The 13,338-nt window shown below is 72.9% G+C and carries 13 protein-coding genes and 2 pseudogenes; 10 read left to right on the forward strand and 5 right to left on the reverse strand.

What is annotated here, in order from left to right:
- Window positions 1–10 precede the first annotated feature (10 nt).
- Complete coding sequence (locus KBY81_RS05230) at window positions 11–1,006, forward strand: cupin domain-containing protein (protein ID WP_254975858.1); 996 nt, start codon at window positions 11–13, stop codon at window positions 1,004–1,006.
- On the opposite strand, the gene ftsH is transcribed toward KBY81_RS05230, so the two are convergent.
- Window positions 944–2,899, reverse strand: a complete 1,956-nt coding sequence (gene ftsH / locus KBY81_RS05235; protein ID WP_106220125.1) for an ATP-dependent zinc metalloprotease FtsH — start codon at window positions 2,897–2,899, stop codon at window positions 944–946. The two genes, KBY81_RS05230 and ftsH, sit on opposite strands and share 63 nt — an antisense overlap.
- 106 nt (window positions 2,900–3,005) lie before the next feature.
- On the opposite strand from ftsH, the gene rpmF reads away from it, so the two are divergent.
- Window positions 3,006–3,188, forward strand: a complete 183-nt coding sequence (gene rpmF / locus KBY81_RS05240; RefSeq protein ID WP_106220124.1) for a 50S ribosomal protein L32 — start codon at window positions 3,006–3,008, stop codon at window positions 3,186–3,188.
- Here rpmF and KBY81_RS05245 read toward each other — a convergent pair.
- The 3 genes from KBY81_RS05245 to KBY81_RS05255 are packed head-to-tail and all read right to left on the reverse strand — an operon-like array spanning window position 3,146 to window position 5,275.
- Complete coding sequence (locus KBY81_RS05245; RefSeq protein WP_254975859.1) at window positions 3,146–4,132, reverse strand: phosphoribulokinase; 987 nt, start codon at window positions 4,130–4,132, stop codon at window positions 3,146–3,148. The two genes, rpmF and KBY81_RS05245, sit on opposite strands and share 43 nt — an antisense overlap.
- 25 nt (window positions 4,133–4,157) lie before the next feature.
- Complete coding sequence (locus KBY81_RS05250; RefSeq protein WP_254971529.1) at window positions 4,158–4,505, reverse strand: DUF565 domain-containing protein; 348 nt, start codon at window positions 4,503–4,505, stop codon at window positions 4,158–4,160.
- Window positions 4,502–5,275: an HAD-IA family hydrolase gene (locus tag KBY81_RS05255; RefSeq protein WP_254975860.1), complete on the reverse strand. Its 774-nt coding sequence runs from the start codon at window positions 5,273–5,275 to the stop codon at window positions 4,502–4,504. The genes KBY81_RS05250 and KBY81_RS05255 overlap by 4 nt, the downstream gene beginning before the upstream one ends.
- 88 nt (window positions 5,276–5,363) lie before the next feature.
- Here KBY81_RS05255 and recJ point away from each other — a divergent pair, with 88 nt between their 5' ends.
- Window positions 5,364–7,280, forward strand: coding sequence for a single-stranded-DNA-specific exonuclease RecJ (recJ, locus tag KBY81_RS05260; protein WP_254975861.1), 1,917 nt, complete (start codon window positions 5,364–5,366; stop codon window positions 7,278–7,280).
- Window positions 7,277–8,488: pseudogene (locus KBY81_RS05265) on the forward strand (chloride channel protein); the annotation flags it as partial. The gene recJ and the pseudogene KBY81_RS05265, both read left to right, overlap by 4 nt.
- A gap of 72 nt (window positions 8,489–8,560) precedes the next feature.
- On the opposite strand, the gene psb30 reads toward KBY81_RS05265, so the two are convergent.
- Window positions 8,561–8,668: a photosystem II reaction center protein Ycf12/Psb30 gene (gene psb30, locus KBY81_RS16710; protein ID WP_071881620.1), complete on the reverse strand. Its 108-nt coding sequence runs from the start codon at window positions 8,666–8,668 to the stop codon at window positions 8,561–8,563.
- Window positions 8,669–8,823: 155 nt separating this feature from the next.
- Here psb30 and KBY81_RS05270 point away from each other — a divergent pair, with 155 nt between their 5' ends.
- From KBY81_RS05270 to KBY81_RS05295, 6 genes and pseudogenes are all read left to right on the forward strand, one after another.
- Window positions 8,824–9,207 (forward strand): YkgJ family cysteine cluster protein, encoded by a 384-nt coding sequence (locus KBY81_RS05270; RefSeq protein ID WP_106220119.1) that lies wholly within the window; start codon window positions 8,824–8,826, stop codon window positions 9,205–9,207.
- Entirely contained in the window at window positions 9,204–9,542 is a 339-nt protein-coding gene (locus KBY81_RS05275; RefSeq protein WP_159818177.1) for a TMEM165/GDT1 family protein, read from the forward strand. Before KBY81_RS05270 ends, KBY81_RS05275 begins: the two co-directional genes overlap by 4 nt.
- Window positions 9,543–9,561: 19 nt before the next feature.
- Window positions 9,562–9,903 (forward strand): TMEM165/GDT1 family protein, encoded by a 342-nt coding sequence (locus tag KBY81_RS05280; protein WP_106220117.1) that lies wholly within the window; start codon window positions 9,562–9,564, stop codon window positions 9,901–9,903.
- A 143-nt stretch (window positions 9,904–10,046) separates the two neighbouring features.
- Window positions 10,047–12,368, forward strand: coding sequence for an RNB domain-containing ribonuclease (locus KBY81_RS05285; protein ID WP_254975863.1), 2,322 nt, complete (start codon window positions 10,047–10,049; stop codon window positions 12,366–12,368).
- A gap of 7 nt (window positions 12,369–12,375) precedes the next feature.
- Window positions 12,376–13,026, forward strand: coding sequence for a flavin prenyltransferase UbiX (locus KBY81_RS05290; protein WP_254971518.1), 651 nt, complete (start codon window positions 12,376–12,378; stop codon window positions 13,024–13,026).
- 11 nt (window positions 13,027–13,037) lie between these two features.
- Window positions 13,038–13,338: pseudogene (locus tag KBY81_RS05295) on the forward strand (hypothetical protein); the annotation flags it as partial.

Here is a 13,338-nt window from a genome sequence, read left to right on the forward strand (position 1 = left end):
ACCTGAACCCATGGGGCAGCTCCAAGCGTCCAGGCCCCCCAGCCCCGCCGCCATCGCCGGCCGCCACGACTGGCACGCCGACACCCTGCTGTTCGATTACCGCCAGGCCGCCAATCCGATCCGTCCCGGTCTGACCGAGCCGATTCCCGAGGGCCGCTGGGGCCCCGAGCTCCACGCCACGGGTCCGACGGCGGTTCTTCCCCTCGACCTCAGCGCCCGTCTCGGCTGTCCCTACCCCGCCACCAGCCCGGCCCTGAGCGCCAATTTCGTGCGCATCCTGGGCGGTGAATCCATCGCGGTGGCCGCCAACGCCACCAGCTCCCTCTTCTATGTGTATCGGGGATCCGGTCGCTGCCACTGTCCCTCCGGTGCCGGGGACCAACCCCTTGATCTGGCCTGGGGCCGCGGGGATCTGTTCGTCCTGCCGGCCGGACTGGAACCTCGGCTGGACGCCTCCCAAGAGAGCGTTCTCTACTGGATCCACGACGCTCCCTTGCTCACCTTCCTCGGGGTGCGGGCCGAATCCGCCCGCTTCGCCCCCAGCCATTACCCGGCCGCCTGGCTGGATGAGGAGCTGGCGGCGCTGGCGGCGGATCCCAGCAGCGCCCGCAGCAACCGCCTCAGCCTGCTGATGGCCAACACGGCCCTGCCGGCGAGCCGCACCGTGACCCACACCCTCTGGGCCATGTACGGACTGGTGCCGGCCGGCGCGGTTCAGCCCCCCCATCGGCATCAGTCGGTGGCCCTCGACCTGGTGATCGACTGCCAGCCCGGCTGCGCCACCCTCTCCGGCCCCGACCTCAACCCCGACGGCACGATCCGCAACCCGCTGCGCATGGAATGGGAGCCGGGCGCCGCCTTCGTGACGCCGCCGGGCCACTGGCATTCCCATGTCAATGAAAGTGGCCATCCCGCCCGGCTGCTGCCGATTCAGGACGCGGGCCTACACACCTACCTGCGCAGCCTCGACATCCGCTTTGCCTCCGGTCTGGCCGGCGAGGGCTGACCCTCCCTTGGCCTCATGGGCCTCCACCAGGGCGCGGAAGCTGTCACCGTCGATGGTCTCCAGCTCGATCAGCTTGTTGACCAGCTCATCGATCAGTTCGCGCCGGGGGGTGAGCACCGCCACGGCCTTCTCCAGGGCCTCGAAGGCCAGCCGGCGCACCTGTTCGTCGATGCGGTTGCCGGTGCGCACGGAGGTGTGGGGGGCCGAGCGGATCCAGTCGCGGCCGAGGAACACCTCCTCCCCGTCCTCCTCCAGGGCCAGGGGGCCCAGGCTGGAGAAGCCGTAGCGCAGCACCATGTCGCGGCAGATGCGCCGCACCAGCTGCAGATCGCTGCTGGCCCCCTGGGTCACTTCGCTGGGGCCGAACACCACCAGTTCGGCGGCCCTGCCGCCGAGGGCCACCACCAGCCGCGCCCGCAGGTAGGCCTTGCTGATCAGCCCGGAATCGAGGATGTCCTCATCGGGCATCGTGCGGGCGAAGCCCCCCACCCCGCCGGCCCGGGGCAGCAGCGTCACCTTGTCGAGCCGGTCGGCGTGGGGCAGGAGTGTGGTCAGCAGGGCGTGGCCGATCTCGTGGTAGGCGATCAGCCGCTTCTTGGCGCTGTCCTGCAGCGGGGCGGCCGCCAGCCCCATGGTGATCCGCTCGAGGGCATCGCCGATGGCCTGGTCGTCCACCTGGCTCTTCTGGCGACGGGCCGTGAGGATGGCCGCCTCGTTGAGCAGGTTGGCCAGGTCGGCGCCGGAGAAGCCGGGGGTTCGCCGGGCCCAGTCGGCCAGGGACACCTCCTCGGCCAGGGGCCTGGTACGGGCGTGAACCGAGAGAATCTCCTCCCGGCCGGCACGGTCGGGGAGGTCGACGCTGATGCGGCGATCGAAGCGTCCGGGCCGCAGCAGGGCCGCGTCGAGCACGTCGAGACGGTTGGTGGCGGCCAGCAGGATGACGCCCGAGTTGTCCTCGAAGCCATCCATCTCGGTGAGCAGCTGGTTGAGGGTCTGCTCCCGCTCGTCGTTGCCGCCGCCGATCCCGGCCCCCCGCTGGCGGCCCACCGCATCGATCTCATCGATGAAGATGATGCAGGGCGCCTTGGCCTTCGCCTGGCGGAACAGATCCCGCACCCGGCTGGCCCCCACACCGACGAACATCTCCACGAATTCGGTGGCAGCCATCGAGAAGAAGGGCACCCCGGCTTCTCCGGCGATGGCGCGGGCCAGGAGTGTCTTGCCGGTGCCGGGCGGGCCGACCAGCAGCACCCCCTTGGGAATGCGGGCGCCGATGGAGGTGAAGCGTTCGGGGGTCTTGAGGAAGGTCACCACCTCCTGGAGCTCCTCCTTGGCCTCGGCGATGCCGGCCACGTCCTCGAAGCGCACCGTGATCGCCCCTTCCTCCTGCAGGCGGGGCTGGCTGCGGCCGAAGCCCATCGCCTTGTTGGCCACCTGGGCGGAGCGGCGCACCAGCAGCACCAGGCCGGCGATCAGCAGGGCCACCAGCAGGCCGTTGGTGACCAGGCCGGCCATGGCGTCGTCGCGCCGCTCGTCCCGCACCGTCAGCGGCACCCGGGCCTGCTCGGCGGTGCGCAGCAGCTGCTGGTTGTCGCTGAACACCGCCACCTGGCGGCTGCGGCCGTCCTGAAAGGTGGCCGTGACCACCCGCTGCGCAGGGGCGAGCTCCAGGCTCTTGATCTTTCCGGCTTCGATGTCCCGCAGCAGCTGGCTGTAGGAGGGCGCCGCGGACCCCTGGCCCCCGAGGCTGAACCCCGGACTCACCGGCGGGGCGGGCTTGGATGGTGCCGGGGTGACAGGAGCCGCAGGGGCGGGTGACGCGCCGGACTCGGCACCGGGCTTGGCCTGGGCGGCGGAGGTCGTGGCCGGCTCCGGAGGAGAACTGCTGCTCACAGGCCTGGCGTCCTTTTCAGGAGTTGCTTTGCGGAAACCGACTGTAGCGATTTGACGAAAGGCGAGTCGGCGAAGCAGGATCGTCGTTTGGCAGTGAGTTAAAGGGATGGCCGTTCCCAAGAAGAAAACCTCCAAGGGCAAGCGCAACCAGCGCCACGCCCACTGGAAGGCGAAGGCCGGTGTGGCGGCCCAGAAGGCCATGTCGCTGGGCAAGGCTGTCCTGAGCGGCCGCGCCCAGGGCTTCGTCTACCCGATCGCCGAAGAGGCCGAAGCCGGCGAGGACAGCTGAACCCCCAGGGGGTGGGCACGCCGACGTCCGTCCAGCAGCACCCCACCCTCCACGGCCAGCCCTGATCCCCCGGACCTGGTCCTGCTCGGACCGATGTTTCCGTTCCCGCCGTTGGACCCCAGCAGGGGGTCCTGGTACAGAGCTGGCGGCAGGGAGTGGAGGGTGGCCCGCACCAGAGCGTCGAGTCGGTGGCCGTTGAGCCATCCGCCACCGGCCCGCCGCTGGCGGGCTTCCGCCTGGAAGCGCCAGCGGCGGGGAAGTCTCCAGGTGTCCGGACGCAGCAGCCAGAGACCATCACAGGCGCTCCAGAGCCCGTCGTAGGCCTCCAGGTGTTCGTCCCAGCGGGGCAGCCAGCGGCGCTCCGCCTCGCTCAGCGCCTCCAGCCCCGCACCGCTGCGCAGCCGCTCGTCCAGGGCCTGGGGACCGAGGGCTCGGCAGCCCATCAGCCAGCCTTCGATCACCAGCGCCTCTGCGGGCTCCTCCCGCCAGCCGCTCCGCTCGCCGTCCCCACCGGCCAGGGTCTTGTCGAACCGGGGCAGCCGCAGGGTCCCCCCGGCCCGCCAGCAGCCCAGGGCGTCCATCAGCAGGGGCAGGTCGTGGCTGCCGGGTGGGACCCGGCTCACGCCGAAGGGGTTTCCGTCCAGCAGGGCGCGCCGTTCGGGGGCCGGCAGGTAGAGGTCGTCGATCGAAGCCACCGTCAGCCGCAGGCCCCCGAGGGTCGCGAGATGTTCCAGGGTCCGGCCGAGACTGGTCTTGCCGGCCCCCACCGGCCCGTTGAGGGCCAGCACGGGTCGCCGCGCCGCGGCTCCGCCCCGCAGCCCGTCCTCCAGCCGCCGCAGCATCGGCAGGGCCAGGAGCCGCAGCAGGCTGGGGTGCACCGGGCCCAGGTCCCCCGCCCGGGCCAACCGTCCGTCCCAGGCATCCGGTGCTGGCTCCGAGGGCACGGTGGGCTCTGGTGGCACCACCCGCTCAGGTCCCCACCTTGAAGGCCTCGAGCACGATGGCGTAGGTGGCGCCCATGCGCAGGTTGTCCACCAGCACCCAGGCCAGGGAGGGCTCGGCGCCCACCAGGCGGGTCCGCAGCCGCACCAGGGTCTCGATCGTCAGCAGCAGGCCGAGGACCACCGCCGGGCGGCCCCCCGGGGTGGTGAACAGCAGCAGGCTGGTGAGGTTCTGGCCGGCGAAGAAACCCAGCAGCAGCGCCAGGGCGGCCAGGCTGCCGGCCCGCCAGCTGCGCCGCGCCACGCCAGCCACCCGGTTGCCCAGCCGGCTCGTCAGCCCCTGGAAACGGGTGCGCTGCACGGGAAGGCGGGTCATGGCGTGTCCAGCATGCGCTCCAGCCACGACAGCGTCACCTGGCCTTCGGGGCAAGGTGGGCCCCTGTGGACGCTGACCCTTCCCCCGGGGGCCTCCAGGCTTTCGATGACGGCCCGGGCGGCACTGAAGCGGCTGGCCGGCTCCTCCCGGGTTGCCGCACTCAGGCAGACCAGACAGGGCAGCCCGGCGCCGCTGGCCGCCGCCAGCCCGGCCGGGGAGTCCTCCAGCACCAGGACGCCGCCCTGCTTCGCGCCCCCGGTCATGTCCAGCTGCCGCAGCGCCAGCCGGTAGGCCTCCGGATCCGGCTTCTTGCGGGCCACGTCATCGCCGCAGACCCAGAACGCGAAGGCCCGGCCCAGCGCCGGTGGAGCGCCCTCCAGAAGGGCCTGCACCGCGCTGCGGCCGCTGGTGGTGACGATCGCCTGCCGCAGGCCCGCCGCGGCGGCCTCCCCCACCAGCCGGGCGACCCCGGGCCGCAGGGCGAGGCCCCCCTGGCGCACCAGTTCGGCGTAGAAGGCCTGCTTACGCCGCTGCAGCGCCTCGACCCGGTCCCGCTCCGGCGTGAGGCCCTCCACCTGCTCCAGGAAGGCGGTGATCCGCTCGTGGCCGCCGCCCACCGCCAGCAGCCCGGCGTAGGTGGCTCGGTCCCAGCGCCAGGGCAGTCCGGCCGCCTCGAAACTGCGGTTGAAGGCCACCCGGTGGCCCTCGAACTCCGTCTCGGCCAGGGTGCCGTCCACGTCCCAGAGCAGGGCCGACAGGGCCGGGGCCATGGGCGCCTTGCTTGTGTCCGGAGCCAGGCTAAGGGGGTGCGCCCCGCAGCCCCGCCTTCCACAATGCGGAGGCCTCGCCTGCCCCTCGTTGCTCTCTGCCGTTGACGAGCGACGCTGGCTGTTGCCCTCCCCCCTCGGCGGCGACGGTCCCGCCGAGGAGGCCGGCGCTGCGGACCCGGACCTTCCCGCAGAACTCCTGGCCCTGCTGCGGCGTCGTGGCCTGGTGACGGCGGAGGCGGTGCGCCGCCTGCTCGATCCCGAGGCGGCCCCCGACCCGGAGGCCCATTTCCCCGGCCTGCCGCTGGCTGTCGAGCGGCTGGTGCGCAGCTGCCAGGGGGCGGAGGTGGTGGCGATCTGCGGCGATTACGACGCCGACGGCATGACCAGCACCGCCCTGCTGGTGGGCGTCCTGCAGCGGCTTGGCGCCCGCCCCCAGGCCGCCATCCCCAGCCGCATGGCCGAGGGCTACGGCCTCAACGCCGCCATGGTGGAGCGGCTGGCGGCCGAGGGGGTGCAGCTGCTGATCACGGTGGACAACGGCGTGGCCGCCATCGAGGCCCTGGAGCGCGCCGCGGCCCTGGAGGTGGAGGTGATCCTCACCGACCACCACACCCTGCCCCCCCAGCTGCCGCCCCACCTGGCCCTGCTGCACCCGGCCGTCACCCCGGAGGGCTCCCCCTACCGGGGGCTGGCGGGGGTGGGGCTGGCCCACGTCCTGGCCACCGCCCTCTGCCGGCGGCTGCGGCACCGCCATGGGCTGGAGATCGCCCTCAACCTGTTCTGCATCGGCACCATCGCCGACATGGCCCCCCTGGAGGGGGTGAACCGCCGCTGGCTGCTCGATGGCCTCCCCCTGCTGGGCCGCAGCCCCCTGCCCGGTCTGCAGGCCCTGCAGCAGCTGGCGGGCCTGGAGAAGCACCGGGTCGACGCGGAGGCGGTGGGATTCCAGCTGGCCCCGCGCATCAACGCCGTCGGCCGCCTGGGGGACCCCCAGCTGGTCGTGGACCTGCTGACGACCGAGGATCCCGAGCGGGCCCTGGAGCTGGCCCGCTCCTGCGAAGCCCTCAACCGCCAGCGGCGCGAGCTCTGCAGTGCGATCGAGGCGGAGGCCCTGGCCCTGCTGGAGGCCGATGGTCCGCATCGGCCCGCCTTCCTGCTGCTGGCCCAGGGCCACTGGCACCACGGCGTCATCGGCATCGTCGCCTCGCGGCTGGTGGAGCGCTTCGGCCGTCCCGTGGCCCTGCTGGCCGGCGAAGGGGGAGGCCGGCTGAGGGCGTCGGTGCGGGCGCCGAAGGGGTTCGCCGTCGATGCCGCCCTGACGGCCTGTGCCGACCTGCTGGAGCGTCACGGCGGCCATCCCGCCGCCGGCGGTTTCACGGTGCGGGCCGAGAACGTCGCGGCCCTGCAGGAACGGCTCGACGCTCTCGCCGGTCGCTGGCTCGAGGCGGCGGGCGAGGGCCGCCCGGTGGAGCCCGAGGCCCTGCTGCGGCTGGAGCGCATCGACCGGGAGTTCTGGCACCAGCTCCAGCGGCTGGCCCCCTTCGGCATCGGCCATCCCACGCCCCTGTTCTGGAGCAGCCGCTGCCAGGTGGTGGAGCGGAAGCTGCTGCGCGGCGGCCACCTGCAGCTGCAGCTGGCCCAGGGGGAGGCACGGCTGCGGGCGATCGGCTGGCGCTGGCAGGGGCCCGACCAGTGGACAGGTCCGGTGGATGTGGCCTACCGACTGCGCCGCGATGACTGGCAGGGGGTGGAACGGTTCCAGCTGGAGCTGGAGGCGATCCGCTGCAGCGGCGGTGACAGCGTGGTGCTGCAGCGCCGCGACCGCACCTACTGGTGCCGGCGCCAGGGGGACAGCCTGGTGATCCGCAACGCCGCTGGCGAGGAGCTGCGCTCCGCCATCCCGCCGGGCGGTGCCGACGCCTCCGACCCGGAGGCGCCTGCCCACCCCTACGTTCAGGGGTTGATGCGGGAGGCGGCCATGGCCCTGGGGATGGTCGAAGGATGAGCCGGTCGCCCCTCGGCCCGGTGCGCTCCCTGGTCTTGCTGGCCCTGCTGGGGGCGGCGGTGGGGCTGGCCTGCTGGCCGCTCAACCGCATCGACCTGATCCAGGATCGGCTGCTCTCCACCCTGCCGGCCTTCAGCGGCGGCGCCTGGAGCGTCACCGGCTGGCTGCTGGCCCTGGCCCCGATCCCCCTGGTGCCGCTGCTGCTCTGGTTCCAGCGGGGCCCCTGGCGCCGCGGGGCCGGCTCGGGCATTCCCCAGGTGATCCTCTGCCTGGAGGATCCCCACCGGGGTGCCCGGCTGCTCGCCGCCGCCCCGACCGGGGAACGGCTGGGCCTCTGGACCGTCGCCAGCCTGGCCCTGCTGCCCCTGGGCCGCGAAGGGCCGGTGGTGGAGGTGGGTGCGGCCGTGGGCCAGGCCCTGCTGCGGCGCTGGCCTGCTCTGATGCACCGGGCCAGCCGGGGCCACCTGCTGGCCGGCGCGGCGGGGGCCGGCCTGGCCGGCGGCTTCAACACCCCCCTGATGGGGATGGTCTTCGTGGTCGAAGAGCTGACCGGCAGCTTCCAGCAGCGACTGGTGTGGCCGGCTCTGGTGCTGACCAGTGCGGCGGCCCTGGTCAGCGGTCTCGGCGGCCAGCCGATGTTCGCCCTGGGAATCAACCCCACCCCGGTGGCCGAGGTCGCCCAGCTGCTCTGGGCGATCCCGATCGGCGTCGGCGGTGGTGCCCTCGGCGGTGCCTTCGCCTGGCTGCTGGTACGGGCCACGGGCCTGATCACCCCGATGGCCCGCCGTCAGCCCCTGCGGCTCGGCCTGGCGGTCGGGGTGGCCCTGGCCCTGCTGGCCGTGGCCACGGGCGGTGCCAGCGGCGGCGACGGTGAGACCCTGATGCGGTTGATCCTCGATCAGGACGCGGACACCACCATCAATGCCAGCTGGCTTGTCCTGCTGGTTTCCCGCCTGATCGGGCCGGTGCTGGCGCTGTCGGCGGGGATTCCCGGGGGCCTGATCGACCCGGCCTTCGCCATTGGGGGGGTGTTCGGGTCAGGGCTGGTGCGGGCCGTGGCAGGGGATCCCCACCTGGGCCTGGCCCTGGGGATGGCGGCGGGGCTGGCGGGAGCCACCCAGCTGCCGGTGATGACCATCGCCTTCGCCATCCGCATGGCGGGCGACCAGCAGCTCATGCCTGGGCTGGTGGCCTCGGCCGTGATCGCGGCCTACATCGGCAAGGCGATCCAGGGCCGACCCGTGTACCACGCCCTGGCCGACCTCCTGGTGCCGGAAGGCTCAGAGGGCGCCGCGGCGGTAGTAGAGGATGAAGATCACGGCCGGGCCGGCCAGGGTGATCAGGGCCAGTGCGCCGAAGTTGGAGATGAGATGGAAATCGATACCCATGGTGCGGCTGCCGGGGAGGGGGACAATCGGCCAGGAGTGTAGGTCGCCCGTCGGCCGCTTCGGGCCCCGCGAGGGCAGCCGTGATCGGTTGTCACCGCGGGCGCCGGGCGCGGGTTCGGAAGACGGCCTCAGGAGAAGGCCCCGGGTGTGAGTGAATGGAGCGACCCCGTGGTGTCACCGTGCCCCGAACCGAGCACTGGCAGTGCATCAGTGGCTGCGGTTCCTGCTGCCGCCTTGACCCGGCCCTGCGGGGCGATGCGATCGAGGCCCTCGATCCCGACCAGCAGGCGCTCTATTTTTCGATGGTGGGGGAGGACGGCTGGTGCCGCCATTTCGACACCGGCTCACGCCGCTGCCGGATCTATGCGGAACGGCCCGACTTCTGCCGGGTGGATCAGCTCGTCGCCCTGTTCGGCCAGCCCGGCGATGACCCTGAGGCCCTGGCCATCGCCTCCTGCCGGCAGCAGATCCGCGCCGAGCTGGGCGGCCGCCACCCGGTGATGCGTCGTTTCCTGCGGACGATCCGCCAGCCCTCATGAGCAGTGCCCCCGAATCCCCGGCCCCCTCCAGCTGGATCACGGTGTTCCTGAGCACCGCCACCACCGTCTTCCTGGCCGAACTGGGCGACAAGACCCAGCTGGCGGCCCTGCTGCTGTCGGCCCAGTCGGGCCGGCCGGTCGTTGTCTTCGTGGGCGCCTCGCTGGCCCTGATCTGCTCCAGCCTGGTGGGGGTGCTGCTGGGGCGCTGGCTGTCCACCGTCATGCCCCCCCACCAGCTGGAGCGGGCGGCCGGGATCCTGATGGTGGCCCTGGGCCTGTGGCTGGGCCGCCAGGCTGTGCTGCACCTGGCGCCGCTCCACCTCCTCAACGCCTGAGTCCGTCACCCCCCGCGCCATGCCGTTCGCCCTGCTCGCCTCCACCTTCGCCACCGTCTTCCTGGCGGAGCTCGGCGACAAGACCCAGCTGGCCATCGTCAGCATCAGCGGCACCTCCAGCCGGCCCGGGGCGGTGTTCGCCGGCAGCGCCGTCGCCCTGGTGCTGGCCAGCCTGGTGGGGGCGGCGGCGGGCGGGTCCCTCTCCAGCGTGATCCCCACCGATGGCCTGCAGCTGGCGGCCTCCGCCGGCTTCCTGATCATCGGCACTCGCCTGATCCTGCGCTCCGGCGCCGGGGACGGCGAGGCAGCCGCCGCGGCGGCCGATGCCCCTGGAGAGAACCCAGAGCCTCCCGCTCCTTAGAGTCCCCAGGTGGCGCTCACCGTGACGGCGGGCGCTCCCGGGCCATCCCCGGTCCACGGAGGCCGACGACCCCCCTGGCGCTCCGGACCACCCTGGCCACCGCGCTGCTCCGGCAGTGCCATCCTCCGCGTATGTCCCACCCGATGAAGTTCACGGTCGCCGATCTGCTCGACCACCTCTCCACGACCGATGCGGTGGCCCTGGCCAAGCTGGAGAAGTCGCTGGGCCTGACCACCAAGACCTGCAAGCAGCAGCTGCGCATCGGCTTGGATGCCCTGCTGCGGCTGGGCCTGGTGGAGGAGGACGGGGAAGGGGTCCGCGCCTGCGAGACCCCCGAGCTGATCCCGGCGCGGCTGCGCTGCTCGAGCAAGGGCTTCTGCTTCGCCCTGCGGGAGGACGGCGGCGAGGACATCTACATCCGTGACCACCAGCTCAACCACGCCTGGAACGGCGATCGGGTGCTGGTGAAGATCACCCGCGAGGGCGGGCGTCGCCGCTCGCCGGAAGGGGGTGTGCAGTGCATCCTCGAGCGCCAGACCCCCAGCCTGCTGGCCCAGGTCGAGCGGCAGGACGGCCAGCTCGTCGCCGTCCCCCTCGACGACCGGCTGCTCACCTCGGTCGCCCTGCCTGAGGAGGACGCGGTCCACCTGGACCCCGCCGAGGAGGCGGTGGTCGAGGTGAAGATCGATCGCTTCCCGGTGGCCCAGTTCGGTCCAGCCGGCCACGTCGCCCGCAGCCTGCCGGTGCATGGCGGTGAAGCGGCCGACACCGAGCTGCTGCTGGCCAAGCACCGCCTGCAGGAGCGGCCGGCCTGCCCCCGCACCACCCTGAAGCAGCCCGTCGCCAAGGGCCGGGCCGACCTGACGGCCCTGCCCACCCTGATCCTGGAGGCCTGGGAGGGCGGCGAGGCCCCTGCTCTCCCCGCCGTCTCCCTTGAGGAGCGCGAGGGGGGCTGGCGGCTGTGGGTGCACAGCCCCGCCGTGGCCGAACGCATCGGCATGGGCAACAGCCTCGACATCTGGCTGCGGGAGCAGGGCGAGGCGATCTGCCTGGGTCGCCGCTGGCTGCCCCTGCTGCCTGCGGCCCTCGCCAAGGCTTGCGGTTTCCGCCCCGGCGAGAGCCAGGCGGCGGTGTCGGTGGCCCTGGAGCTGGACGCGGAGGGCGCCCTTGAGCACTTCCGCTTCAGCCTGAGCCAGATCACCCCCGACGCCCGGGTGGACCGGGCCGCGATGCAGGCCCTGGCTGAGCGCAAGCCCAAGGCCCGCACCGTCCCCGCCGCCCTCAAGCCCCTCAAGGATCACCTGCCCCTGCTGGAGCAGCTGGTCCAGCTGAGCGGCCTGCTGCGTCAGCGGCGACTCGCGGCCGGCTCGATCGATCTCGACCTGCCCATGCCCGCCCTCGACAGCCTCGGCGACCTGCGGGTGCCTGCCCCGGATGCGGCCCTCCAGGGCTGGCTGGTGGAGCTGCCGGCCGAGGATCCGGTGGCGATCCTGCGGGAGGCGGTGCTGGTGGCCCACCGGGCCCTGGGACGCCACCTGCTGGCCCTGGAACTGCCCGCCCTGTTCGCCCTCAATCCGGCGGCGGAGGCCACCGACATCAACGACGTCGCCAAGGCGGCCCTGGCCCTCGACATCCCGATGGAGCTCAGTGCCGACGGCAACGCCAGCGCCGCCGAACTCGCCGCCGTCTTCGCCGCCACCGACCGGGGCCGGCCCCTGCAGCAGCAGCTGCGCGATGCGCTGCGGCCGGTGCAGCTGGCGGCCGAGGCCGGTCCCCATGCGGTGGCCGGTGAGGAGACCGCGGTGGCCCCCTGGTGCTGCCCGACCCTTCACTACGCCGATCTCTGGAACCAGCAGTTGCTGGTCAGCCTGCTGGTGGACGGCAAGGACCGGCCGAGCGTGCGCCACAAGATCAGCACCGACCTGGCCAGCGACGCCTGCCACGGCAGCACCGACTGGCCCCTGCTGACCCCCGGCCAGCTGGCCCCGTACCAGCAGGGCCAGGAGCAGGGCCTGGCCCAGCGCCTCAACGGCCGTTGCCGCTTCCTGCAGGAGCTGCAGGCCGATGTGCTGGCCCTGGCCCAGGCCCGCCACACCGAGCCCCTCGTCGGCCAGACCCTGCCTGGGGTGATCAGCGGCGTGCAGAGCTACGGCTTCTTCGTCGAGGTGCCCCCCTCCCAGGTGGAGGGTCTGGTGCATGTCAGCTCCCTCAAGGACGACTGGTACGAGTACCGCTCCCGCCAGAACCGCCTGGTGGGCCGGAAATTCCGCCGCACCTACATGGTCGGCGACGGGGTCGACGTGGAGATCCAGAAGGTGGACGCCCTGCGCCACCAGATCGACCTGGCGGTGCTTCAGCCCGAGGACTTCGAGCGGGTGGAGGAGGGTGGCGCCGATGACGGCCCCGAGGCCGCGGGCGACGAGACCGCGGGCGACGGGGCTGGTCCCTCGGCGGACGAGGGCTGAGCCGCCGATGGCGCCGTCCTCGCTTCCCGTGGTGCTGGCGGTGTCCGGTGCCTCCGCCCAGCCCCTGGCGGAACGGGCCCTGCAGCTGCTGCTCCAGGACGACCTGCCGGTCGAGATGGTCACCAGCCGGGGGGCGATCGGGGTCTGGCAGGCGGAGATGGGCCTGCGGGTGCCGTCGGAGCCCGACGCCCAGGAGCGCTTCTGGCGGGAACGCACCGGCTGCAGCTCCGGCCGGCTGCACTGCCATCGCTGGAACGACCAGGCCGCCGCCATCGCCAGCGGCAGCTACCTCACCCGAGGCATGGTCATCCTGCCGGCCAGCATGGGCACCGTCGGCCGGATCGCCTCCGGCGTGGCCCTGGATCTGATCGAACGGGCCGCCGACGTGCATCTGAAGGAGGGACGGCCCCTGGTGATCGCGCCGCGGGAACTGCCCTGGAACCTGGTGCACCTGCGCAACCTCACCCGCCTGGCCGAGGCCGGTGCCCGCATCGCCCCGCCGGTTCCGGCCTGGTATCACCAGCCCACCACGATCGGTGAGATGGTGGACTTCCTGGTGATCCGCGTCTTCGACACCCTCGGCCTCCAGCTCGGCTCCCTGCAGCGCTGGCAGGGGCCCGTGGGCCGGTCCGCCCCGGACGAAGTCTCCACCTCCTGACGCTCCGGACCGTGCTGCCTCGCCTGCTGCTGCTGCCCCTGCTCTCGCCGCTGCTGGTGACCCTGCTGGTGGCGGCCCTCAACCCGAGTCCCTCCCTGGCCCTGCGGCTGCTCACCTGGCAGACCCCCAGCCTGCCGATCGGCCTGTGGATGGCGGTGGCGGCCGGCGGTGGCGCGGCCCTCAGTGCCGGCGCCACCGCCCTCGCCCTGCGCCAGGGGGGGCGTCCGCCGCTGCGGCGCACGGTCCGCCGCCCGGACCGGCTGGAGGACGACACCTGGAGCGCCCCCTGGGGCGACCGATCCGAGGGGCGCA

It is taken from the genome of Cyanobium sp. Lug-B (genome assembly GCF_024345635.1).
Taxonomy (GTDB): domain Bacteria; phylum Cyanobacteriota; class Cyanobacteriia; order PCC-6307; family Cyanobiaceae; genus Cyanobium; species Cyanobium minutissimum.

Coding starts and splice junctions, on each gene's coding strand:
- KBY81_RS05250 (WP_254971529.1), bottom strand. CDS start 4,505: ATGACCCGCCTTCCCGTGCAGCGCACCCGTTTCCAGGGGCTGACGAGC.
- rpmF (WP_106220124.1), top strand. CDS start 3,006: ATGGCCGTTCCCAAGAAGAAAACCTCCAAGGGCAAGCGCAACCAGCGC.
- KBY81_RS05255 (WP_254975860.1), bottom strand. CDS start 5,275: ATGGCCCCGGCCCTGTCGGCCCTGCTCTGGGACGTGGACGGCACCCTG.
- KBY81_RS05275 (WP_159818177.1), top strand. CDS start 9,204: ATGAGCAGTGCCCCCGAATCCCCGGCCCCCTCCAGCTGGATCACGGTG.
- KBY81_RS05230 (WP_254975858.1), top strand. CDS start 11: ATGGGGCAGCTCCAAGCGTCCAGGCCCCCCAGCCCCGCCGCCATCGCC.
- KBY81_RS05290 (WP_254971518.1), top strand. CDS start 12,376: ATGGCGCCGTCCTCGCTTCCCGTGGTGCTGGCGGTGTCCGGTGCCTCC.
- KBY81_RS05270 (WP_106220119.1), top strand. CDS start 8,824: ATGGAGCGACCCCGTGGTGTCACCGTGCCCCGAACCGAGCACTGGCAG.
- psb30 (WP_071881620.1), bottom strand. CDS start 8,668: ATGGGTATCGATTTCCATCTCATCTCCAACTTCGGCGCACTGGCCCTG.
- KBY81_RS05280 (WP_106220117.1), top strand. CDS start 9,562: ATGCCGTTCGCCCTGCTCGCCTCCACCTTCGCCACCGTCTTCCTGGCG.
- KBY81_RS05285 (WP_254975863.1), top strand. CDS start 10,047: ATGAAGTTCACGGTCGCCGATCTGCTCGACCACCTCTCCACGACCGAT.